Source organism: Rhodococcus sp. 14-2470-1b (genome assembly GCF_002259415.1).
GTDB lineage: Bacteria > Actinomycetota > Actinomycetes > Mycobacteriales > Mycobacteriaceae > Rhodococcoides.
In genome coordinates this window covers 84,548-106,400 of the sequence record NZ_NPFY01000023.1, presented here as the reverse complement: position 1 = coordinate 106,400, position 21,853 = coordinate 84,548, and the positions used below count along the sequence as shown (strand labels likewise).

The window sequence follows — 21,853 nt, the reverse complement described above, 5'->3', positions numbered from 1 at the left end:
AAGATGTCACACCCACACCCCAAAAGGCATGAGCACCAAAAACATTCGGCACTGACATTCATCGACACACTGTTGAGTTCTCAAAGAACACGCACACACCGAACAACCAAGAAACCGTAACTTCAGGGTGTTTGGGGCAACTTCTCCAGCCTATCCCAGCTTGGTCTCGGAAGCAAGCTCCGACTCTTGGTGGGTAGAACTGGAATTTCATGTTCCGTCAGGCTCCGACGTCCAACCTCGTGTCCGGGACCGTGTAGGCCCTGGTCGGTGTCCGTGTCGCTCTGACTCGACAAAAGTTACGCGAGCAGAATCCCTCGCGCAAATCGCCAGGTCGAGGAAATTTTGGACAAGATTTCCGCAGGTAGCCCGCTCGTCACGACGAACCGGAAGGCGCCTAGTCACAAAATTCGTAGATGTGACGCCGGACATAGACGCGTTCACCCTTGGCGCACGAGGGCCAGAACATGCTCGGGCACAGGGATTCCCGCGTCCACGTCCGCAGCCCGAGTCGGCTCGGCGAAGTCGTCGCGCACGGGAACGACGCCTGCCCACACTCCACCCGCTTCGACATCTCGCTCGTCGTCCGCCGGGTCGCCGGTTCGCGCCTTCACCGATGCCTCGTAGAGCGGCAGGGCAAGTACCGCCGTTGCCGCCAACTCTTTCCGCGTATGCGCACGAAGATGCTCACTGCGCCCCTCCACCACCTGATCGACGATTGCAGCAAGTGCGCGCACGCGTTCCTCGTCGTCGACAACCATTCGCGGCCGGCCGTACACAATGGCACTTCGGTAGTTCATGGAATGGTGAAACGCCGACCTCGCCAGAACCAAGCCGTCGAGAACAGTGACAGTCACACAGATCTCCCCGTTCGGAGCGTCCACCAAGCTGCGAGCGGCCACCGATCCGTGCACGTACAGAGTCCCGCCCCTGTCGGGACCGTCATGATCGACAGCGAACACCGTAGGAAGAACACGCACACTGCCGTCGACCACCACGCCCAGATGGCATATCCGCGCCGCCGCCAGAACGTCGACAAGGTCGGAACGCTCGGTCCGCGCTCGCGCTCTCCCTCGCCTGATGGTGGTGCGTTCTGTCGGCGACAACTCGGTTTCGATACTCACATCGTCGATCATCGGTCACCATTGGCCTAGTGTCATGATCCAATCGAGTCGCTTTTCAATAGACCACTTGGAGGCGAGCATGCTGCCGATGTCCCTGATCATCTCGGTCGACCGGACGGATCCCCGCACGCTTCCGGTGCAGATCGCGGACGGGATACGACAGGCCATCGACTCCGCTCACCTCGCTCCGAACACCCGATTGCCAAGCAGCAGAGCCCTTTCCGTCGAACTCGAAGTCGCTCGGGGCGTGGTCGAGAGTGCCTACGATCAACTGACCGCGGAGGGGTGGCTACAACCGCGCGCGGGATCGGGAACGTTCGTGCGCCGTCTCACCGGCGCCACCACACCGACGCGGCCGTCGACCACCTCCCGTACGAGCGGAACCACGGACACCCACGGCCGTATTCGACTTGCCACCGGAACACCGTGGGTTCCCCCCATCTCGACGGCGTGGAAGCGCGCGTGGCGGGACGTCGGCACAGTGCCGCAACCGCAGGAATACCCAGACCCTCGCGGGGACCGCAGGCTCCGAGTCGCCATCGCAGACTTACTCGGTCGCGCGCGTGGACTCCACACATCAGCCGAATCGGTTGTCGTCACCACCGGAAGCATGCACGGGATGAGCCTGGCCCTGGCCGCGCTGTCGCCCGAAGACGGCACTTCCCCTCCCGTCCTGGCGCACGAGAACCCGGGCTACCGGGTCGCGACCACAGCCGCCCGACGCTGGGGGTGGTCCGTCTTCGACGTTCCGGTCGACCACGACGGAATTGTCACCGATGATCTGGACATCACGCCCCAGACCACCCGTGCGGTGTACTCGACGCCGTCTCACCAGTACCCCACCGGCGGCCTGCTCCCCGTCGGCCGCCGACGCGCCCTCGCCGCGTTCGCGCGATCACGCAACGCGATGATCATCGAGGACGACTACGATTCCGAATTCCGTTACGACGTAGCACCTTTGCCCACCATCGCGGAACTGGCTCCCGACCGTACCGTCTATCTCGGAACCGTCGCGAAGACGCTCGGCGGCGGTATCAGACTCGGCTGGCTCGTCGCCCCGCCCGACGTCGTCGAACACGTCGCGCACGTTCGCGCAGACCTGGGCGACTACCCGTCGGCACCCGTCCAACAGGCCATGCTCTCTCTGCTGCGAGACGGCGAATGGGACAGAACCGTTCGAGCCGCCCGACGCGTCTACCGCCAACGCGACAGACTGGTGGCCGCCGCACTCGCGCCCTTCGGCGAACTGCGCGGTGTCGGCGCGGGAATGCACACCACACTCCTGCTCGACGCCGCCACCGCGACCGCCGTGGCAGAACGAGCGGCGGCTGCCGGCGTCGATGTCGACACTCTCGCTAGATCCACACGTTCCCCGTCGCCCATGACGGGACTGATCGTCGGGTACGGATCGGTGTCCGACGACGAACTGACCTACGGCCTCGACATGCTGGTCGACGCGCTGACGTCCGTCAGCTGACTCGCTCGATGCTTCCGCCGAGATCGGTCAGGTTCTCCACAAATCTCGGGTAGCCCCGATCGATGTGGTAGACGTCGTGCACCTCGGTGACCCCGTCGGCGCAGAGTCCCGCCAGTACCAGCCCGGCACCCGCTCTGATGTCGGACGACCACACGGGAGCACTAGACAGCTGGGCTACGCCGCGCACTACCGCGTGGTGACCGTCGGTACGGGCGTCGGCGCCGAGCCGAATCATCTCCTCGACGAACCGGAAACGCGCTTCGAAGACGTTCTCGGTGATCATCGACGTTCCGTTGGCCACCGCGGCGAGACCGATCGCCATCGGCTGCAGATCGGTAGGAAAACCTGGGAACGGCAATGTCGCGAAGTTCACGGCGGTCGGCCGCTCACGCTGAACGACGCGGAACCCGTCGGCCTCGGACGTCACCTCCGAACCTGCAAGCCTCAGCTTGTCCAACACCAGTGACAGGTGCTTGGGGTTGACCCCTCGAACTCGCACGTCGCCCCGCGTCATCGCGGCAGCGATTCCCCACGTCGCAGCGACGATTCGGTCACCGATCACCTTGTGCGTCGTGGGCTTCAACGACTCGACGCCCTTGATGGTCAACGTCGACGTGCCGGCACCGCTGACCTGCGCGCCCATCTCGTTGAGCATGTTGCAGACGTCGACGATGTCGGGTTCACGCGCAGCGTTGTCGATGACGGTTTCGCCCTTTGCGAGAACCGCGGCCATCAAGATGTTCTCCGTCGCGCCGACGGACGGGAACGCAAGGCGAATGTTCGCACCCCGCAGTTCCTCGGCTTCCGCAACCACGCAACCGTGCTGGATCTCGCTGTGCGCTCCGAGCAGGCGAAGGCCCGACTGGTGCATATCCAACGGACGAGACCCGATCGCGTCGCCACCGGGAAGCGCAACCACCGCTCGTTTGCACCGGGCGACGAGCGGACCGAGGACACACACCGATGCTCGGAACTGCGTGACCGCCGGGAAATCTGCATGGTGCTTGGGTTCCGCCGGCGTGGTGATGTGCACGACGTCGCCTTCCAGCACGACCTCGCACCCCAGTCCGCGGAGGACCTCGGCCATCAACGGCACGTCGAGGATGTCCGGGCAGTTGGTGATGGTGCTCGTGCCCTCGGCGAGCAGCGCTGCCGCCATCAACTTGAGCACGCTGTTCTTCGCGCCGCCGACCGACACCTCACCGACGAGCCGGTTACCACCGGAGACCAAAAAGCGTTCACTCACAGTTCGACAGCGTAGCCAGGGTTCGGTCGCCCCATCCGGGCGGTACCGTAGCGCCATGGCTGTGCACCTGACTCGCATCTACACCCGCACCGGTGACGACGGAACCACCGGTCTCAGCGACTTCTCGCGAGTCGGAAAGAACGATCCGCGGCTCGTTGCGTACGCGGACTGCGACGAGACCAACGCGAGCCTCGGAGTCGTTCTGGCACTGGGCAATCCGTCGGAGAAGGTCGTCTCGGTCATTCGAACGATTCAAAGCGATCTGTTCGACGCCGGGGCCGATCTCTCGACACCCGTCGTCGCGGACCCCGAGTATCCACCCCTACGCATCGACCAGTCCTACGTCGACCGCCTCGAAGGATGGTGCGACGAGTTCAACGAGGGCCTGCAGGCGCTCGACTCGTTCATCCTTCCCGGAGGTACTCCCCTCGCGGCGCTGCTGCACACATCCCGCACAGTGGCGCGCCGAGCAGAACGCTCGGCATGGGCAGCGGTGGACGCCAACCCCGAGAACACGAGCGTCCTACCAGCGAAATACCTGAACAGGCTCTCCGATCTGCTGTTCATCCTGAGCAGATACGCGAACCCCGAGGGTGACGTGAAATGGGTGCCGGGAGCATCTCGCTCCACCGACACGTAGATCAGGCGGCGGGCCGACCTCGCCGAGAGCGGCCGGACGGCCTCGATTCCAGCCACGACATGAAAGCTGTGAGTGCACCCCGGTCGAGAGCGATTTCGTAACACTGGCCCTGATCGGTCAGCTCGAGAATCGCGATCTCGTCGGACATGATGTCGAATTCGTCGTTGCGTGGCGTGCGACGCTCTCCGACCTCGATGCCTTGACGGCTCATCCGGTGGTCCGGGCCGGGCCGCAGGCTCGACAGCTTGAAGAACACCAGGGTGTTGTCCCCGTACCGGATGACACCGTGCCGCCAACCACTTCCACCCGCGGCGGGCGTCGTGCGCAGAATGGCGGCCGTCCCACCGCGACGAAGAATGGTGAGGCGATACAGAAAAGCCGCGACGAGGCCTGCGAGCAGCACAACCAGAATGATCAGAACGATCACTCCCATGTGCATCACAGAACCTCGTCGCGGCTTTCTCGTGTAACCTAGGCCCGCTCGACGGCGCGAATTCGGCCCTTCGCCACAGCGAGGGCTTCCTTGTCGTCGCCGCCGGCGTCGAGGACCGAACGGGCAGCGTCGACGTCGATGTCCTGAGCGAAGTCCGCGGACTCCGCCAGGACCGTCACGGTCTTACCCGTCACGGACAGGAACCCACCGTGAACCGCAGCAACGATCTTCTCGCCGTCGGTCGTCGTGATGGACACCGTGCCTGCCTCGACGAGCTGGCCGAGCACTGGCTCGTGGCCGGCCATGATGCCGATCTCGCCCTCGGTCGTCTGAGCACTGACCAGGGTCGCGTTGCCGGACCACAGCTCGCGCTCGACCGCGACGAGAGCGACCTCCATGCCGGAGCTTTCCGCAGAAGTCACGTCGGGCTACTTTCCGGCGATCTTCTTGGCTGCAGCCTCGACGTCGTCGAGTCCACCGCAGCTGTTGAATGCCTGCTCGGGAAGGTGGTCGTACTCGCCCTTGGTGACCTTGTCGAACGCCTCGATGGTGTCCGAGAGGGACACGACCGAGCCGGCCTCACCGGTGAACTTCTCGGCGACGATGAAGTTCTGTCCGAGGAACTTCTGGAGGCGACGTGCGCGACCGACCAGAACCTTGTCCTCTTCCTGAAGCTCGTCCATACCGAGGATGGCGATGATGTCCTGCAGTTCCTTGTACTTCTGCAGGATTCGCTTGACCTCGTTGGCGACGCGGAAGTGCTCCGCACCGACGATGCCCGGCTCGAGGATTCGCGACGTCGAGCTGAGCGGGTCCACAGCGGGGTAGATACCCATCTGCGAAATCGGACGCGACAGCTCGGTGGTGGCGTCGAGGTGGGCGAACGTCGTCGCAGGCGCCGGGTCGGTGTAGTCGTCGGCGGGAACGTAGATCGCCTGCAGGGAGGTGATCGAGCGTCCACGGGTCGAGGTGATGCGCTCCTGGAGCTCACCCATCTCGTCCGCCAGCGTCGGCTGGTAACCCACGGCAGAAGGCATACGTCCCAGCAGGGTCGACACCTCGGAACCTGCCTGCGTGAAACGGAAGATGTTGTCGATGAACAGCAGGACGTCCTGGCCCTGAACATCGCGGAAGTACTCCGCCATGGTCAGTGCGGACAGGGCGACGCGCATACGCGTGCCCGGCGGCTCGTCCATCTGGCCGAAGACGAGGGCGGTGTCCTGGAGGACGCCCATCTCTTCCATCTCGAGGTGGAGGTCGGTTCCCTCACGGGTGCGCTCGCCGACGCCGGCGAACACCGACGTACCGGAGAACTCACGCGCGATACGGGTGATCATTTCCTGGATCAGAACGGTCTTGCCGACACCGGCACCACCGAACAGACCGATCTTTCCACCCTTCACGTACGGGGTGAGGAGGTCGATGACCTTGATGCCGGTTTCGAGGATCTCCGTCTTGCCCTCGAGCTGATCGAAGGCTGGTGGCTTGCGGTGGATGCCCCACTGCTCGCCGTCGCGTCCGAGGCCCGGGCTGTCGAGGCAGTCACCGAGGGCATTGAACACGTGGCCCTTGACGACGTCGCCGACGGGCACCGAGATCGGCTTGCCGGAGTCGGACACCGAAGCGCCACGAACCAGGCCGTCGGTCGGCTGCATCGAGATGGTGCGGACCAGGTTGTCACCGAGGTGCTGTGCAACCTCGAGTGTCAGGGTCTTCGCCACCGTCGGCAGCGTGATCTCTGCGTGGAGTGCGTTGAACAAGGCGGGGATGGAGCCGCGCGGGAACTCGACGTCCACAACGGGGCCGATGACCCGAACGACACGGCCGGACTGAGTGTCCGCTCCGCTCGCGTTCTCTTGGGCTACTGCTGCGGTCATTGCTTAGTCACTTCCTGCGCTGTCAGCCAACGCGTTTGCGCCACCAACGATTTCGCTGATTTCCTGGGTGATCTGGGCTTGCCGAGCCTGGTTTGCCTGACGGCTCAGGGTCTCGACCAATTCGTTCGCGTTGTCCGTGGCCGCCTTCATGGCAGTACGGCGCGCGGCCGACTCGGATGCAGCCGCATCGAGCAGCGAGGAGTAGACCCTCGTGCTGATGTACTTCGGCAGCAGAGCCGACAGGAGAGTTCCGGCTTCGGGCTCGAAATCGTACTGAGCCTGAACCTCGGACGCCGACGGGGAATCGGTCAAAGCATCCGCGCCCAGCTCGATTTCCTCGTCCGTGTACGACACCTCGAGCGGAGCCATACGCCGGACCTCGGGCTTCTGCGTCAGCATCGACACGAACCGCGTGTAGACGATGTGCAGCTCGTCGACGCCCTCCACGGTGCCTTCACCGTTGGGAGCCTCGACCTCGGAGCCCGAACCCGCCATGAACAGCTCGACCAGGTGCTTGCTCGCCTTTGCTGCGTCCGCGTAGCCGGGCTCCTGCGAGAAGCCCGTCCACGCACCCTTCACGTCGCGCTGACGGAAGGTGTAGTAGCCGAGGCCCTTTGCGCCGAGCACGTAGATGACCGGATCCTTGCCCTCCTTGCGCAGAAGCTGGAACAGCTCCTCCGCTTCTTTGAGGACGTTGGAGTTGTAGCCACCGCACATGCCGCGGTCACTGGTGACGACCAGAACTGCTGCACGCTTGGGCTCTTCGCGCTCGTTCAGCAACGGGTGGTCGAGCGAACCCGACGCACTGGCCAGCGCGGAGAGGACCTTGGTGATCTCCTCTGCGTACGGCTTCGAAGCCGCAACGCGTGCCTGCGCCTTGGTGATTCGCGACGTGGCGATCAGCTCTTGAGCTTTGGTGATCTTCTTCGTCGAGTTGACCGACTTGATCCGGGAACGTAGCTCGAGAATGCTTGCCATCTAGCTGTTCACGCTCCCTTCTCTGCTCGTAAAGACACTTGGCATCTCGTAAGACCTACTTACTGACTGTCTTGCGAGTGACGTTGACCTGCTCCTGGCTGACCTCGTCGGGGTTCAGCGTGTCCGCCTCTGCCTCGTTGACGACGCGGTTGCCCTCGGAGTCGAGGAACCCTGCCTTGAACTTCTCGGTTGCCTCGAGCAGCGACTTCTGAGCGTCGTCGTCGAGAGCCTTGCCACCGGCGATGCTGTCGTAGACGCCGCTCGCGTTGCGGTGCAGGTCCTCGAGCAGCTCGCTCTCGAAGCGACGGACGTCGCCGACGGGAACGGAGTCGTACGTGCCCTGACCGGCGAGCCAGATCGAGACGATCTGATCCTCGACGGCAACCGGTGCGTACTGGTCCTGCTTGAGGAGCTCGACGAGGCGAGCACCGCGGTCCAGCTGAGCCTTCGATGCAGCATCCAGGTCCGACGCGAACGCCGAGAATGCTTCCAGCTCACGGAACTGAGCGAGCTCGAGGCGAAGCGAACCGGAGACCTTCTTCATGCCCTTGGTCTGCGCAGCACCACCGACTCGGGACACCGAGATACCGACGTTGATCGCGGGACGAACACCCTTGTTGAAGAGGTCCGACTCGAGGAAGACCTGTCCGTCGGTGATCGAGATGACGTTGGTCGGGATGTACGCCGAGACGTCGTTGGCCTTGGTCTCGATGATCGGCAGCGCCGTCAACGATCCACCGCCGAGCTCGTCGGACAGCTTTGCCGAACGCTCGAGCAGACGCGAGTGCAAGTAGAAGACGTCACCGGGGTATGCCTCGCGGCCCGGCGGACGACGCAGCAGAAGCGAGATGGCGCGGTACGCCTCGGCCTGCTTGGTCAGGTCGTCGAACACGATGAGGACGTGCTTGCCCTGGTACATCCAGTGCTGGCCGATGGCCGAACCGGTGTACGGAGCGAGCCACTTGAAGCCGGCCGAATCGGATGCGGGAGCCGCGACGATGGTCGTGTACTCGAGTGCACCCTGCTCTTCGAGCGCAGCCTTGACGCCTGCGATCGTGGAGCCCTTCTGACCGATGGCGACGTAGATGCAGCGAACCTGCTTCTTCTCGTCCCCGGACTCCCAGTTGGCCTTCTGGTTGAGGATGGCGTCGATGCAGACGGCCGTCTTGCCCGTCTTGCGGTCACCGATGACGAGCTGGCGCTGTCCGCGACCGATCGGCGTCATGGCGTCGATGGCCTTGATGCCGGTCTGCAGCGGCTCTTCCACCGGCTGACGCTCGAGCACGGACGCAGCCTGCAGTTCGAGGGCGCGGTTCTCGCTGGACTCGATGTCACCGAGGCCGTCGATCGGCTGGCCGAGGGGGTTGACGACGCGGCCGAGATAGCCGTCGCCGACCGGCACGGACAGAACGTCGCCGGTGCGCTTGACTTCCTGGCCTTCTTCGATGTGCTCGTAGTCACCGAGGATGACGGCACCGATTTCGGTGGCATCCAGGTTGAGCGCCACACCGAGAACGCCACCGGGGAATTCCAGCAGCTCGTTGGACATCGCCGACGGCAGTCCGGACACGTGAGCGATACCGTCGCTCGTGTCGGTAACCGTGCCGACCTCCTCGCGAGAGGACTCCGGTGAGTAGCTCGCGGTGAAGTTCTCGATCGCGCTACGGATCTCGTCGGAGGAGATCGTCAGCTCCGCCATATTTTTTCCTGCTCTTCCTTCAATGTTCGCGGTGTGAAGGGTTTCGAAGGTTCGAAACGCTTCTTCGTAAGAAGTGGTGTCCGCTCGCGGACTACTTGAGGGTCTTTCGTAGTGCGGCGAGACGACCCGCCCCGCTGCCGTCGATGACCTCGTCGCCGACCCGGACCACCAGTCCGCTGAGCAGTTCGGCATCGACCTCGACATGCACGGTGACCGGCTTGCCGTAGGTGCGTGTGAGTGTCGCGGTCAGCTTCTCGAGCTGGCTGGCGCTGAGCGGAGCAGCACTCCGCACGTGTGCGACAGCCCGATCGCGAACCTGTGCCGCCAGGCCTGCAAGCGCATCGAGTGCGTCCGCAGGTGCCGTCTTGCGCAGGCGGCTGACCGTCTGGATTGCCAGGGCTTCGGTCACCGCGGTGACCTTGCCGTACAGCAACCGGCCGAGCAGCTCACGCTTCGCCTGAACCGGCTTGCCGAGATCCGACAATGCCTGTTCCAGCTGAGGGTTCGCGGCGACGATGCGACCGAGGCGGAACAATTCGTCCTCGACCGTGTCGAGCTGATCCTGATCGGCCGCGGCGCGAAGCAGTGCTTCCCGACCCAGTTCGACCAGAGAGTTCAGCAGGTCCGACGCCTTGGACCAGTTGTCCGCGACGGCGGACTTCAGGATCTTCGCCGTGGTGGCGGAGACCTGACCGGCGAACACTTCCTCCGCGAGCGCGCTGCGACGTTCGGCAGAGACCGAAGCGTCGGCCAGCGCAGTACGCAACGTGCGCTGGCCGTCGAGGGCCTCCACGACTGCGAAGAGCTCTGCACCGGTCTGAGCGGCGACCGCTGTCGCGTCCCCCGCCTGTCCCAGTGCTTCGTTCGCAACCGAACGCGTGCGAGCGAGAGCCTCGCGAGAAGTTGCGTACATGGTTATCTCACTTTCCCGCTGCAGAGTCAGCGGTGACGGAGTCGAGTTCGCTCAGGAAGCGGTCGATCGAACCAGCGCGCTTGGCCTCGTCGGACAGCTGCTCTCCGATGACCTTCTCCGCGAGTTCGACTGCAGTGCGTCCCAGGTCGCTACGGAGTTCCGTGACGATCTGCTGGCGCTGCGCAGCGAGCTGGTTGTGGCCTGCAGCCACGATCCGGTCGCTTTCTTCCTGTGCCTTCGTCTTCATTTCGGCGAGGATGGCCTGGCCTTGGGTGCGCGCTTCCTCACGGATCTGCGCAGCCTCGGCGCGGGCGTCGGCGAGCTGCTTCTGGTACTGCTCGAGAGCAGCCTTCGCTTCTGCCTGAGCCTCTTCGGCCTTCTTGATGCCGCCTTCGATCAGATCGCTACGCTGCGCCAACACTTCCTGGAACTTCGGGAGGATGTACTTCCAGAAGACGAAGCCGATGACAGCGATGCAGACCGCAGACCAAACGATGTCGTATGTCGCGGGGAGGAGAGGATTGATGTCCTCGCCTTCCTCCGCGGCCAAGATCGCGATGTTGGTTGCCATAGTGGATTAACCGAACAGGAAGCCGGCGACGATACCGATCAGCGCGAGCGCTTCGGTGAACGCGATGCCGAGGAACATGTTGGTACGGATGGTGCCCTGAAGCTCAGGCTGACGAGCGATGCCCTCGATAGCCTTTCCGACCACGATGCCTACACCGATGCCAGGTCCGATGGCAGCGAGGCCGTAACCGATTGCGCCGTAGCCGCCACCCGTGACGGTGGTTTCGGTGACTTCCTGTGCCAGGTACGCGAGGCTCATTTGATTTCCGTTCCCTTTCTGTTGCCCATCACCGGTCGGTGCGTGGGTCAGGTAGATCTTGGTCGTGCGGTCTAGTGAGAATCGGCGTGCAGATCAGTGCGAGTCTGCATGCAGGGCGAGATCGATGTACACCGCAGTCAGCAGTGCGAACACGTACGCCTGCAGACCGATGACGAGCATCTCGAACAGCGTGAAGCCGAAGCCCGCTGCAAGGGAGAACACGCCGAAAATCTTCATTCCCGCCGCGGCCTGGAAGAAGAAGAACTGAGTCGCGCTGAAGAACAGCACGAGCATGAGGTGGCCGGCCAGCATGTTCGCCATGAGACGAACGGTGAGCGTGAACGGACGGAGGATGAACGTCGAGATGAACTCGATCGGAATCAGAATGATGTGCAGCGCGGGCGGGACGTCCGGAACCACGACGCTGCTCTTGACGTACTTGAAGAATCCGTACTTCTTGATTCCCACGTAGTTGAACGTCACGTAGGCGATCAGTGCGAGCACGATCGGCATACCGATTCGAGCGTTCGGCGAGATGTTCAGGAACGGGATGATGCCCGACAGGTTCATGAACAGCACGGCGAAGAAAATCGTCATGATGATCGGCAGGAACCGCCTGCCCTGCTCCTTGCCGAGAATCTCGTCGGCGATCTGCACCTTGACGAAATCCAGCATGTACTCGATGCAGTTCTGCAGACCACGCGGAACGACCTTCGGGCTGCGCATGGCCACTGCGAACAGCACGACCAACACGAGGGTCATCAGGATGCGGATCAGCATCAGCCGGTCGAGTTCGAAGGGTGTGCCCTCGAACAGCACAGCGGGAGGAAAGAAGTCGGATAGTGACGGCGGGTGGAACTCCGCAGCCAGGTTGGTGACGCTCAGCGGTCTCTCCCGTGTTCGGGCCGCAGACGCCAAAGGACTGCGGTTCGATCGGACATTGACGATCTATCAAGTCGACGAGATCGGCTCGAGGTCGTCAGCAGCTGAGGCCTGGTCTTGAAAGGCCAGCGTCTGTCGGGTGTCGGCGACTCACGTCGACTCGGTAACTTTGCGGCCGCGTCTGTAAGCAATTTCACGCAGCTTCGGTTACCTGCAAGGGCTGTTCTGCACGCCTTTTGTCCTATTAGCGGCAGTCCTACCCTTACTTGGTCGGAACTTTATCAACACAACTACGACGTTGTGTAGGTGGGGCTACTTCTTGACCGATTACGACTGGTTGTCGTACTACGCCTTGTCGGATTCAGGATCGTCGACGTAGGGGGCCTTCGTACGGACGACACCGTATACCTCCGCGCCGAGAACCAGAACCAGTGCGGCGATCACCACCCCGGCAAGAGCTTTTCTGTTGTAGAAGTCCATGTCCTTCAGGACCGCGAGCACGACAACGGCAATCAGCATCTTCACGATCCAGCCACCGAGCAGGACCGCGCCTGCCATGGTCGGCGGAAACTTGGACGTCAGGGCAATGGACAGCGCCGTGGTGAGAATGAATCCCCCACCGAGTGCTGCACCGATGAGCGCACCCCACAAACCGGGAAGACCGGCGGCCAACGTGGCGACGACGGCTCCGAGAACCGTCAGCGCAAGAAGGCCGATGATTCCGTACCGAACCGCGGCTCGCATCGAGTCGGACTGATCGGGCACCGGAGAAGGAGAGAAGCTCACAGCCGCACAGACTACCCAGCCATGTCCGACTTCAGGCCCGACGGCCTCGCCCAGCAGACTTTCTGGTGCGTCTGCGCTGCCTGGCCATATCGAGACGGATGCTCGGCACGGCCGTCACCACCAGCGCGAACACCAATCCGGCAGCGACCAGCAACACCACTATTCGACGGTCGATCAACGACGAGCCGACGGCGCCGAACGCAAGCACACCGACCCAGAGGTAGATCACCAACACCACACGCCGGTGGGAGTGCCCGATCTGCAACAAACGGTGGTGCAGATGCATCTTGTCCGGGCTGAACGGACTCCGGCCTGCGCGCGTCCGTCGGATCACCGCGAGAAGGAGATCGAGGATCGGGATGAACATCACCGCACCGACCAGGAGCAACGGCGACAGCAGACCGAGGAGGTCGCGCGGGCCGTACGCGACGAGCGGGATTCTGCCCGACGCACTGGTCGCGACCGTAGCGAGCATCAGCCCGATCATCATGGACCCGGAGTCGCCCATGAAGATTCGCGCAGGCTGAAAATTGTGCGGAAGAAAACCAAGACATGCACCGGCCAAGGTCGCCGCGATGATCGCCGGTGGGTAGATACCGGTGTCGCCGCCCTGCTCGTGCAACAGCCCGACGGAGAAGACACAGATGGCGAGCGACGCGATCAAACCGAGCCCTGCCGCGAGGCCGTCCAGACCGTCGACGAAGTTCATGGCATTGACCATCACGACCGTCACCAGCACGGTCACCAGCCCGGCCTGGAGCTGATCGAGCACGAGAGTGCTACCGCCGTCCGGTCCCCAGGGCAGATAGACGATGTTCCAACTCACGCCCATCACGACGAGCACCCCTGCCGCCGTCACCTGCCCGACGAATTTGGTGAGCGCATCGAGTCCCCATCGGTCGTCGATGATCCCTACCGCGACGATGACGAACCCGGCGACGGCCGCAGCTCGGACGTCCTGGTTGTAGGCCGAGTCGAAACCACGTGCGAGAGCAGGTAGCTGCGACGCGAACAACAAGGCAACCAGCATCCCGAGGAACATTCCGGTCCCGCCGAGACGCGGCGTCGGCGTCACGTGCACGTCGCGGTCACGCGGAGCGGCGACGGCGCCGAACTTGACGGCGAGAACTCGCACACCGCCGGTCGCCAGGAACGTCACCACGGCAGCCGTGAAGAACACCAGCAGGAGCTCGCGAATCGGGACGCCTGCGCCCTGGCCGGACTGTGCGAGAACCTCGACCGTCATATGACGGGATACGCAGGCTTGCGTGCCACGAGGGTGGTGACCTCGTCCTTGACGGCGGCGAGTTCACGGTCACCGTCCGCGGTGCCTGCCTCCGCGCGGACCGCACGGGCCACGAGAGATCCGACCGCATTCATATCTTCTGCGTCGAATCCCTGAGTCGTCACCGCCGCGGAACCGACCCGGATGCCCGACGCCACCGCCGGCGGCGCAGGGTCGAACGGAATCGCGTTCTTGTTGAGCGTGATCCCGGCTGCGGCACAGCGCGCCTCCGCGGTACGGCCGTCGATTCTCAGATGCTGGAGGTCGAACAGAATCAGATGCGTGTCGGTCCCTCCCGACACTGCGCGCATCCCGGCGTCGACCAGAGAGGTGGACAGTGTCCGGGCGTTCGCGACGACCTGGGCTGCATAGCGCGCGTAACTCTCGGTCTGCGCCTCACCGAACGCGACGGCCTTGGCCGCGATCGTGTGCATCATCGGCCCGCCCTGACCGAACGGAAACACAGCCTTGTCGACGGCGCGCGCATGCTCCGCGCGGCACATCAACATTCCTCCGCGAGGCCCTCGCAGCACCTTGTGAGTGGTCGCGGACACCACGTCGGCGTACGGAACGGGCGACGGAATCGCCTTGCCCGCCACCAGTCCGATGAAGTGCGCCGCGTCCACCCACAAAATGGCGCCCACCTCGTCGGCGATGGCTCTGAAGGCCGCGAAGTCGAGCTCACGCGAGTACGCCGTCGCCCCCGCGACGATGATGCGCGGGCGGTGGACCAACGCGAGTTCACGGACCTCGTCGTAATCGATCAGTTCCGTGTCTTTTCGCACGTGATACGGCACCGCGGTGAACCATCGGCCGGAGAAGTTGACCGTCGCCCCGTGGGTGAGGTGTCCGCCGTGTGGGAGGCTCATCGCCAGAACCGAGTCGCCCGGCTGCGCAAAGGCTGCATAGACCGCGAGGTTCGCCGAAGCGCCGGAATGAGGTTGCACGTTGACGTGATCCGCGCCGAACAGCGCCTTCGCTCGTTCGATCGCAATGGTCTCCGCGCGATCGACGACCTCGCAGCCCCCGTAGTACCGCGCACCCGGGTAACCCTCGGCGTACTTGTTGGTCAGCACGCTCCCCTGCGCCGCGAGACCAGCAGGCGACGTCAGGTTCTCGCTCGCGATGAGCTGCAGACCGCCGCGCTGACGGTCCAGCTCGTCCAGGACGATCCCCGCGATCTCGGGATCGGACGCCTCGAGCGCCGCGAAGTCGGGTCCGTGGAAACGCGGCTCGGTCATGTCGAACTCCCCTGCGTCAGGCTCTCCGCCGTCACTCCGAGCACCTCGGCGACGGCTTCGGTCGCGATGGCGCCGGCGCGCAGGATCCTCGGCTGCTCGGACGTGAGGTCGACGATCGTCGACGCTTTCGCGTGCGCCGCGGGCCCGCCGTCGAGATACACCGCCGCGGATCCGCCGAGCTGATCGCGAGCTTCGACGACCGTCGTCGCCGGGGGTTGTCCGGAGATGTTCGCACTCGAGACGGCAAGCGGTCCGACTTCGCGGAGCAGTTCGAGCGCCACCGGGTGCAGCGGCATCCTGAGCATCACCGTGCCCTGCGCGTCACCGAGATCCCAGGCAAGAGACGGTGCCTGCTGCACGACGAGGCTCAGCGCGCCCGGCCAGAAGGCTCGGATCAGATCTCTGGTGCGCGGCCTGACGCTGCCGACCAGTCCGTCGATGGTGTTCCACGAACCCACGAGAACGGGGACCGGCATGTCGCGCCCACGGCCCTTGGCGCGGAGAAGATCGGTGACCGCGCTGCCGTCGAACGCATCGGCCGCGAGGCCGTACAACGTGTCCGTCGGCATGACCACGAGGCGACCGGATTTGAGTGCGCCTCTGGCTGCAGACAACCCTGCTGTTCGTGAATCGGTGTGCTGGCAGTCGTAGACGGTACTCACCTGTTCATCTTCTCACCTGTGTCTCCCGCGGTGCAGGACGCCTCTGCCGTGCGTCGCCTACCCGTCCGGCGGCAGCCGAGTGACGTCAGCTGTCTGCGGACACTGCGCGCGACGCAACGACGAACCGGGGACGTCCGGACAGGTCGGGGTGCTCGACGACGTTGCCGAACACACGGCGCTTCTCGAACAGCGCAGCGACACGGTCACCGTGAGAATCGTCGTGTTCGACGCCTACTCCCCCGCCGACCCGCAGCCACCGCGCGATGTTCTGGATCATCGGCTCGATGACCGACAGACCGTCGACACCTCCGAACAGTGCGAGATGCGGGTCGTGATCGATCACCTCGGGATCCAGCTCGGCGCCCTCCGGGATGTAAGGCGGATTGGCGACGACGACGTCGACGCGACCGTCCAGTTCTCGCAGCAAGTCGCGGTCGGTGACATCGCCGTGGTGGAGGGTGATGGGCGTGTCTCCCCGCTCTGCCCGCAGGTCAGCGTTGCGCCGAGCCCACGCGAGAGCCGACGGGTCGAGTTCGACGGCGTGGACCTGAGCGTCGGGCCTGGCATTGGCGAGCGCCAGCGCGAGTGCCCCCGATCCGGTACACAGATCGAGAATCACCGGCGGCTTGCCATCGACACCCTCGAGGAATGCGAGCGCCCACCCGAGCAGCAGCTCCGTCTCCGGCCTCGGAACGAAAACCCCCGGTCCGACCTCGACGTCGATGTTGCCGAGCGCCGTCGTTCCGGTGATGTACTGCAACGGGATTCGCTTGGCACGCTGTTCGATGGTGCGGTTGTAGGCCTCGACCACCTCGGGTTCCACGAGAGGGACCAGACCGAGCCGACCGCGCTCGACTCCCACGAGATGAGACGCGAGCAGCTCCGCGTCCACCCGTGGGCTCGGAACACCGGCCGCTTCGAGCGTCGCTGTTGCTTCGAGAATGGCCAGTCGAAGAGGTTTCCGGGTCACGGTTACAGCCTGCCACGTCCCGCCGGCCACCCACGCGACGGTCAGATTCGCTTCAGCAGTTCGGCCTTCTTCGAAAAGAACTCGTCGTCCGTGAGGATCCCTTTGCCGTGCAGTGCCGCCAACGCCTCGATGGCCGCCGTGATCTCGTCCAGATTCGTCGACGGTGGCGCTACCGGGCTCGTCGTGGGCGCGCAATCTGGTGCGGAACCGAAATTCGAATCGGCCTGCGCGGGATCCGCCAGCGGAAGACTTGCCGCGGTGAACGTTCCGTACTGGCTGGCGAACTCCACCGAGCCTGGACTCCCGCCCTGCTGTTGCTGAACACCGCCGATCGAGTGGTCGAGAGTGTCGTACACCGACAACCGTCCACCGACCAGAACAGCGAGCCGCCGCGCAGCAGGAAAATACGCGTACTGCGAACCGTTCTGACCGCCGCTCGAACTGGGGCTTCCGAGGTCGCTCGGCCACCAGTTCCCGCCGAAACCCTGGTTCGACGGCAGCGGCGGATAGATCTGGTGCGAGGCCAGAAGCTCGGACAAATCACGGCACAAACCGTCGACGCGAGCTTTGAGACCGTGATCGAACATGTTGCCGACCATCGTCATTCCGCCGCGCATCCATTGGCCACCGCCACCGAGCTCGGGAATGTGGAACTGAGCCATCGATCCCCGGCCGGCATTCACGGCGTCGAGCATCGCCCGCACAGCGTCGGTGGACACGCCGTGACGAGCGGCCAGGTCCGCCACGGCGTCCTCGCCTGTGGGTGTGAGCTGCTGATGCATCGGTTTCCCCTTCGTGTGCCCGTGCGGTCTCGTGCAGCGGAACCTACGCGCTCACGACCACATCATTCTGCCTGCATCCGAGCGTCGCGGTCGGCCTTGCCCAGGGCGTCGAGGAGAGCGTCGAGCTCGCCGTCGAGCACCGCGTCGAGATTGTGAGACTTGAACCCGATCCGGTGATCGGTGATGCGGTTCTCCGGAAAGTTGTACGTGCGGATGCGTTCCGAGCGGTCGACGGTACGGACCTGGCTCGCCCGACCGGCCGCGGCTTCCTCGTCGGCGGCCTCTTCGGCGGCGGCCTGCAACCGCGCCGCGAGAACCTGCATCGCACGCGCCTTGTTCTGCAACTGCGACCGCTCGTTCTGGCAGGTGACGACGATGCCCGTCGGCAAGTGCGTGATGCGCACCGCGGAGTCCGTCGTGTTGACGCCCTGACCACCCTTGCCCGAGGACCGGTAGACGTCGATGCGCAGGTCGGTCTCGTCGATCTGGACTTCCTCGACCTCGTCGGGCTCCGGGTACACGAGAATTCCGGCGGCCGACGTGTGCACTCTGCCCTGCGATTCGGTCACGGGAACGCGCTGCACGCGGTGGACGCCACCTTCGAACTTCAGCCGCGCCCAGACACCGTCGAGCGGATCGCCCTTGGCCTTGATCGACAGGGTCGCATCCTTGTATCCGCCGAGATCGGACACGTTCGCATCGAGAATTTCGACGCGCCATCCGCGACGCTCGGCGTACCGGACGTACATCCGTGCAAGGTCCGCGGCGAACAGCGCTGATTCCTCGCCTCCCTCACCGGACTTGACCTCCATGACGATGTCGTCGCCGTCGTGCGGATCGCGCGGTGCGAGCAAATCGGCGAGCGTCTGTTCGAGCGACTCGACGGTGCGCTCGAGCTCCGGGATCTCGGCAGCGAACGACGCGTCGTCGGCGGCGAGCTCACGAGCTGCAGCCAGATCATCCGTGGCGGACACCAGCTTTCCGTGTACCGACATGATGGGCGCCAGCTCGGCGAAACGCTTGCCGGCCTTGCGCGCAGCGGACGGATCGTTGTGCAGAGCCGGATCAGCCAACTGCTGCTCGAGGCCTGAATGTTCGGCCAGAATGTCGTCGATGGCCGAAGGCTTCGTGGTCCTCGCCATGGTGTCGCTCCGCTCTGCTTCCCTGAAAAAGAATCGGTGGTGAAAAGCCGAACGCCCGCCCTGCAGACATCGCAGGACGGGCGTCGGGAGAGCAGCTAGCTGTCGGCTGCAGCCTTCTTGCCGGCGCGCTTTCCGTAGCGAGCCTCGAAGCGTGCAACGCGACCACCGGTGTCGAGGATCTTCTGCTTGCCCGTGTAGAACGGGTGGCACTGCGAGCAGACCTCGACGTTGATGCGCTCTTTGTCGGTGGTGCTGCGCGTCTCGAAAGTATTTCCGCAACCGCACACGACCGTGGTCAGCGTGTAGTCGGGGTGAATTCCTGCCTTCATGGTGTCCCTTTCATATGGTCGCCGGGTCGACCTCGCCGTTCGAGGACGTGAACCGGAACCGGACTCGGCCGTTCAGTATGCCAGATATGCGATTCGACCTGCTAATCGCTCACCGACAGTGGCTTCAACACGAACCCCTGTCGGCTTGTTCCCCGCCGTGAGTACTCATGTGTTCCAGAGGACACACAAGTACTCACGAGGTCAGTCGTCGAGCGCGCCCGGTGCCGTCTTCGACACCTGAATCAGGAACTCGATGTTGCTCTTGCTCTTCTTCAACCGGTCGATCAGCAGATCGATCGCCTGATGCGAATCGAGACCGGACAACACGCGACGCAGCTTGTGCAGCACCGCGGCTTCGTCCGAACTCAGCAGCAGTTCGTCCTTGCGGGTACCCGACGGGTTGACGTCGACCGCGGGGAACACACGACGCTCGGCGATCTTGCGATCGAGCTTGAGCTCCGCGTTACCGGTGCCCTTGAACTCCTCGAAGATCACCGTGTCACCGGTGGAACCGGTCTCGACCATCGCCGTGGCGATGATGGTGAGCGATCCACCGTTCTCGATGTTGCGAGCCGCACCGAGGAAACGCTTCGGCGGGTAGAGAGCCGTGGAATCGACACCACCGGACAGGATCCGGCCCGACGCAGGTGAACTGTTGTTGTACGCACGACCCAGACGGGTGATGGAGTCGAGCAACACGACGACGTCCTGACCTGCCTCCACGAGACGCTTCGCGCGCTCGATCGCGAGCTCGGCAACCGAGGTGTGATCGCCCGGCGGACGGTCGAACGTGGAGGCGATGACCTCACCGTTCACCGAACGCTGCATGTCGGTCACTTCCTCGGGACGTTCGTCGACCAGAACGACCATGAGGTAGCACTCGGGGTTGTTGACCGAAATCGCGTTGGCGATGGCTTGCAGAACACTCGTCTTGCCTGCCTTCGGCGGGCTCACGATCAGTGCACGCTGGCCCTTACCGATAGGCATGACCAGGTCGATGATGCGCGTGGTCAGGATGTTCGGCGTGGTTTCGAGCCGCAGACGCTGGTTCGGGTACAGCGGCGTGAGCTTGCCGAACTCGGGACGCTTGCGCGCGGCCTCGACGTCACCGCCGTTGACCGTGTCCAGACGCACCAACGGGTTGAACTTCTGACGCTGGTTGGACTGCTCACCCTCGCGGGCCACCCGGACTGCACCGGTGATGGCGTCGCCGCGACGAAGACCGTTCTTGCGCACCAGGTTCATCGACACGTACACGTCGTTCGGGCCCGCCAGGTAGCCGGACGTACGCACGAATGCGTAGTTGTCCAGGACATCGAGGATGCCCGCTACCGGCTGAAGAACATCGTCCTCGCGGATCTCGGGCTCGCGCTCGTTACCACCGCCGCCTTCGCCGCGGTCACGACCACGTCGACGCTCACGGAACCGACGGCCCCTGCGTCCGCGACCGTCGCCGTCGTCCTCGGCGTTGTCCCGGTTGTCCCGTCCGTCACGCGGACCGTTGCCGCGGTCCTCGGAACGGTTGTCGTTCTGGTTCTGATTGCGATTGCGGTTCCGGCCGTTCTCGCCGCGCGAGTTCTCCCGGTTGCCGTCACGGCTCTCCCGGTTGCCGTCGCGGCTGTCCCGGCTGCCGTCACCACGGTTGTTGTCGCGGTTGCGGTCTCCGCGACCACCCTCGGCGCGGTTGCCCTCGCCGTCCTGGCCTACCGAATCACGACCGGGTGCGTCACCGCGGTTTCCGCGGGCACCGTCGTTGCCGTCGGCAGCGTTGCGGTTGTCGGCAGCGTTGCGGTTGTCGGCAGCGTTGCGGTTGTCGGCAGCGTTGCGGTTGTCGGCAGCGTTGCGATTCTCTCGGTCACCACGATCGGCGCGAGCGCGACGCGGTCGCGTCGACGAACCGGTGTCCGACGCCGGGGCATCGGGGGTCGATCCCGAGTCCTGCTGAGCGGCGTCCGAATCGACCGACTGCGAGGCGGTGTCGTCCAGCGGAAGCTGGTCGGGAGCGCCTGCTCGGCGGCCTGCGGTGCGTCGACCACGTGTCCGGCGGGGTGCCTCGGTCGAAGCGTCGTCGGACGCGGGCGCATCTGCTGCGGCCGGGGCTTCGGCTGCAGGAGCCTCGGCAGCCGGAGCGGCTTCCTGCGCACGAGCCTTGTCGGCTGCGCCTCGTCTTGTTGCCTTGGGCGCATCGGTCGTTGCTGACGCACCACCGCCCTGACGTGCAGAGATGGCGGCGATCAGGTCGCCCTTGCGCATGCCGGAAATGCTTTTGATCCCGAGTTCGCCCGCGAGAGTACGCAGCTCGGTGAGCACCATTCCGGACAGGCCAGCTCCGCGACGCGTCTTTTCGGGCGCAGAGATCAGTTCCGTATCGGTCACGGAGGTCCTTTCCTTCCCTCGCTCGCAGTCTGCGCAGCCAAGGGTTCGTTCCGTAGCTCGAATCTCTTTCGAGCACGGATATTGCCGTTCACGATCACGCCACTTCCGACGGACGACCGACCCGGAACCGCGTGAGAACCACGGTGGGTCGAAGCCGGCGACTTCCGGTCGCTCCGCAGGCTCCT

22 protein-coding genes are annotated in these 21,853 nt (G+C 64.3%); 2 read left to right on the top strand and 20 right to left on the bottom strand.

Annotated features, from left to right (window positions below):
* Window positions 1–437 precede the first annotated feature (437 nt).
* Complete coding sequence (locus CH293_RS18235) at window positions 438–1,133, bottom strand: pyridoxamine 5'-phosphate oxidase family protein (RefSeq protein ID WP_255122900.1); 696 nt, start codon at window positions 1,131–1,133, stop codon at window positions 438–440.
* Between the two features lie 76 nt (window positions 1,134–1,209).
* Here CH293_RS18235 and CH293_RS18230 point away from each other — a divergent pair, with 76 nt between their 5' ends.
* Window positions 1,210–2,598, top strand: coding sequence for a PLP-dependent aminotransferase family protein (locus CH293_RS18230; protein ID WP_255122899.1), 1,389 nt, complete (start codon window positions 1,210–1,212; stop codon window positions 2,596–2,598).
* Here CH293_RS18230 and murA read toward each other — a convergent pair.
* Window positions 2,591–3,844, bottom strand: coding sequence for a UDP-N-acetylglucosamine 1-carboxyvinyltransferase (gene murA, locus CH293_RS18225; protein WP_094721016.1), 1,254 nt, complete (start codon window positions 3,842–3,844; stop codon window positions 2,591–2,593). The two genes, CH293_RS18230 and murA, sit on opposite strands and share 8 nt — an antisense overlap.
* Before the next feature lie 55 nt (window positions 3,845–3,899).
* Between murA and CH293_RS18220 the strand changes: the two genes are divergently transcribed.
* Window positions 3,900–4,484: a cob(I)yrinic acid a,c-diamide adenosyltransferase gene (locus CH293_RS18220; RefSeq protein WP_094721015.1), complete on the top strand. Its 585-nt coding sequence runs from the start codon at window positions 3,900–3,902 to the stop codon at window positions 4,482–4,484.
* Between the two features lies 1 nt (window position 4,485).
* Here the strand turns inward: CH293_RS18220 and CH293_RS18215 are convergent, their stop codons facing one another.
* From CH293_RS18215 to rho, 18 genes are all read right to left on the bottom strand, one after another.
* Window positions 4,486–4,923, bottom strand: coding sequence for a DUF2550 domain-containing protein (locus CH293_RS18215; RefSeq protein WP_037104705.1), 438 nt, complete (start codon window positions 4,921–4,923; stop codon window positions 4,486–4,488).
* Between the two features lie 32 nt (window positions 4,924–4,955).
* Window positions 4,956–5,315, bottom strand: coding sequence for a F0F1 ATP synthase subunit epsilon (locus CH293_RS18210; protein WP_019667286.1), 360 nt, complete (start codon window positions 5,313–5,315; stop codon window positions 4,956–4,958).
* Window positions 5,316–5,345: 30 nt separating this feature from the next.
* Window positions 5,346–6,794, bottom strand: a complete 1,449-nt coding sequence (gene atpD / locus CH293_RS18205) for a F0F1 ATP synthase subunit beta (protein WP_019667285.1) — start codon at window positions 6,792–6,794, stop codon at window positions 5,346–5,348.
* Window positions 6,795–6,797: 3 nt separating this feature from the next.
* The gene (locus tag CH293_RS18200; RefSeq protein ID WP_094721014.1) at window positions 6,798–7,772 is read right to left on the bottom strand and encodes a F0F1 ATP synthase subunit gamma; all 975 of its coding nucleotides are present in this window, start codon (window positions 7,770–7,772) and stop codon (window positions 6,798–6,800) included.
* A gap of 55 nt (window positions 7,773–7,827) precedes the next feature.
* Window positions 7,828–9,471 carry a F0F1 ATP synthase subunit alpha gene (atpA, locus tag CH293_RS18195; RefSeq protein ID WP_019667283.1) on the bottom strand — a complete coding sequence of 548 codons (1,644 nt, stop codon included), beginning with the start codon at window positions 9,469–9,471 and terminating at the stop codon, window positions 7,828–7,830.
* 91 nt (window positions 9,472–9,562) lie between these two features.
* Entirely contained in the window at window positions 9,563–10,384 is an 822-nt protein-coding gene (locus tag CH293_RS18190; protein WP_037104703.1) for a F0F1 ATP synthase subunit delta, read from the bottom strand.
* 7 nt (window positions 10,385–10,391) lie between these two features.
* On the bottom strand, window positions 10,392–10,955 hold the full coding sequence (locus tag CH293_RS18185; protein WP_037104701.1) for a F0F1 ATP synthase subunit B: 564 nt from the start codon (window positions 10,953–10,955) through the stop codon (window positions 10,392–10,394).
* Between the two features lie 6 nt (window positions 10,956–10,961).
* On the bottom strand, window positions 10,962–11,213 hold the full coding sequence (locus CH293_RS18180) for an ATP synthase F0 subunit C (protein ID WP_019667280.1): 252 nt from the start codon (window positions 11,211–11,213) through the stop codon (window positions 10,962–10,964).
* A 93-nt stretch (window positions 11,214–11,306) separates the two neighbouring features.
* Window positions 11,307–12,131, bottom strand: coding sequence for a F0F1 ATP synthase subunit A (atpB, locus tag CH293_RS18175; RefSeq protein ID WP_094654595.1), 825 nt, complete (start codon window positions 12,129–12,131; stop codon window positions 11,307–11,309).
* Window positions 12,132–12,440: 309 nt separating this feature from the next.
* Window positions 12,441–12,881, bottom strand: a complete 441-nt coding sequence (locus CH293_RS18165) for a hypothetical protein (RefSeq protein WP_037104697.1) — start codon at window positions 12,879–12,881, stop codon at window positions 12,441–12,443.
* A 31-nt stretch (window positions 12,882–12,912) separates the two neighbouring features.
* Complete coding sequence (locus CH293_RS18160; protein WP_019667276.1) at window positions 12,913–14,127, bottom strand: glycosyltransferase family 4 protein; 1,215 nt, start codon at window positions 14,125–14,127, stop codon at window positions 12,913–12,915.
* Window positions 14,124–15,407 (bottom strand): serine hydroxymethyltransferase, encoded by a 1,284-nt coding sequence (glyA, locus tag CH293_RS18155; RefSeq protein ID WP_094721013.1) that lies wholly within the window; start codon window positions 15,405–15,407, stop codon window positions 14,124–14,126. The genes CH293_RS18160 and glyA overlap by 4 nt, the downstream gene beginning before the upstream one ends.
* A complete protein-coding gene (locus CH293_RS18150; RefSeq protein WP_037104693.1) occupies window positions 15,404–16,069 on the bottom strand; it encodes an L-threonylcarbamoyladenylate synthase in 666 nt (221 codons plus the stop codon). Before CH293_RS18150 ends, glyA begins: the two co-directional genes overlap by 4 nt.
* 85 nt (window positions 16,070–16,154) lie before the next feature.
* Entirely contained in the window at window positions 16,155–17,039 is an 885-nt protein-coding gene (prmC, locus tag CH293_RS18145; RefSeq protein ID WP_094721022.1) for a peptide chain release factor N(5)-glutamine methyltransferase, read from the bottom strand.
* Window positions 17,040–17,080: 41 nt separating this feature from the next.
* Complete coding sequence (locus CH293_RS18140) at window positions 17,081–17,821, bottom strand: SHOCT domain-containing protein (protein ID WP_094721012.1); 741 nt, start codon at window positions 17,819–17,821, stop codon at window positions 17,081–17,083.
* Window positions 17,822–17,883: 62 nt separating this feature from the next.
* The gene (gene prfA, locus CH293_RS18135) at window positions 17,884–18,963 is read right to left on the bottom strand and encodes a peptide chain release factor 1 (protein ID WP_094721011.1); all 1,080 of its coding nucleotides are present in this window, start codon (window positions 18,961–18,963) and stop codon (window positions 17,884–17,886) included.
* Window positions 18,964–19,058: 95 nt separating this feature from the next.
* Window positions 19,059–19,292, bottom strand: a complete 234-nt coding sequence (gene rpmE, locus CH293_RS18130; RefSeq protein WP_019667270.1) for a 50S ribosomal protein L31 — start codon at window positions 19,290–19,292, stop codon at window positions 19,059–19,061.
* A 201-nt stretch (window positions 19,293–19,493) separates the two neighbouring features.
* The gene (gene rho / locus CH293_RS18125; RefSeq protein WP_094721010.1) at window positions 19,494–21,668 is read right to left on the bottom strand and encodes a transcription termination factor Rho; all 2,175 of its coding nucleotides are present in this window, start codon (window positions 21,666–21,668) and stop codon (window positions 19,494–19,496) included.
* Window positions 21,669–21,853: the final 185 nt, after the last annotated feature.

Coding starts and splice junctions, on each gene's coding strand:
- CH293_RS18235 (WP_255122900.1), bottom strand. CDS start 1,133: ATGATCGACGATGTGAGTATCGAAACCGAGTTGTCGCCGACAGAACGC.
- CH293_RS18230 (WP_255122899.1), top strand. CDS start 1,210: ATGTCCCTGATCATCTCGGTCGACCGGACGGATCCCCGCACGCTTCCG.
- CH293_RS18220 (WP_094721015.1), top strand. CDS start 3,900: ATGGCTGTGCACCTGACTCGCATCTACACCCGCACCGGTGACGACGGA.
- CH293_RS18215 (WP_037104705.1), bottom strand. CDS start 4,923: ATGCACATGGGAGTGATCGTTCTGATCATTCTGGTTGTGCTGCTCGCA.
- CH293_RS18210 (WP_019667286.1), bottom strand. CDS start 5,315: ATGGAGGTCGCTCTCGTCGCGGTCGAGCGCGAGCTGTGGTCCGGCAAC.
- atpD (WP_019667285.1), bottom strand. CDS start 6,794: ATGACCGCAGCAGTAGCCCAAGAGAACGCGAGCGGAGCGGACACTCAG.
- CH293_RS18200 (WP_094721014.1), bottom strand. CDS start 7,772: ATGGCAAGCATTCTCGAGCTACGTTCCCGGATCAAGTCGGTCAACTCG.
- atpA (WP_019667283.1), bottom strand. CDS start 9,471: ATGGCGGAGCTGACGATCTCCTCCGACGAGATCCGTAGCGCGATCGAG.
- CH293_RS18190 (WP_037104703.1), bottom strand. CDS start 10,384: ATGTACGCAACTTCTCGCGAGGCTCTCGCTCGCACGCGTTCGGTTGCG.
- CH293_RS18185 (WP_037104701.1), bottom strand. CDS start 10,955: ATGGCAACCAACATCGCGATCTTGGCCGCGGAGGAAGGCGAGGACATC.
- CH293_RS18180 (WP_019667280.1), bottom strand. CDS start 11,213: ATGAGCCTCGCGTACCTGGCACAGGAAGTCACCGAAACCACCGTCACG.
- CH293_RS18160 (WP_019667276.1), bottom strand. CDS start 14,127: ATGACGGTCGAGGTTCTCGCACAGTCCGGCCAGGGCGCAGGCGTCCCG.
- glyA (WP_094721013.1), bottom strand. CDS start 15,407: ATGACCGAGCCGCGTTTCCACGGACCCGACTTCGCGGCGCTCGAGGCG.
- CH293_RS18140 (WP_094721012.1), bottom strand. CDS start 17,821: ATGCATCAGCAGCTCACACCCACAGGCGAGGACGCCGTGGCGGACCTG.
- prfA (WP_094721011.1), bottom strand. CDS start 18,963: ATGGCGAGGACCACGAAGCCTTCGGCCATCGACGACATTCTGGCCGAA.
- rpmE (WP_019667270.1), bottom strand. CDS start 19,292: ATGAAGGCAGGAATTCACCCCGACTACACGCTGACCACGGTCGTGTGC.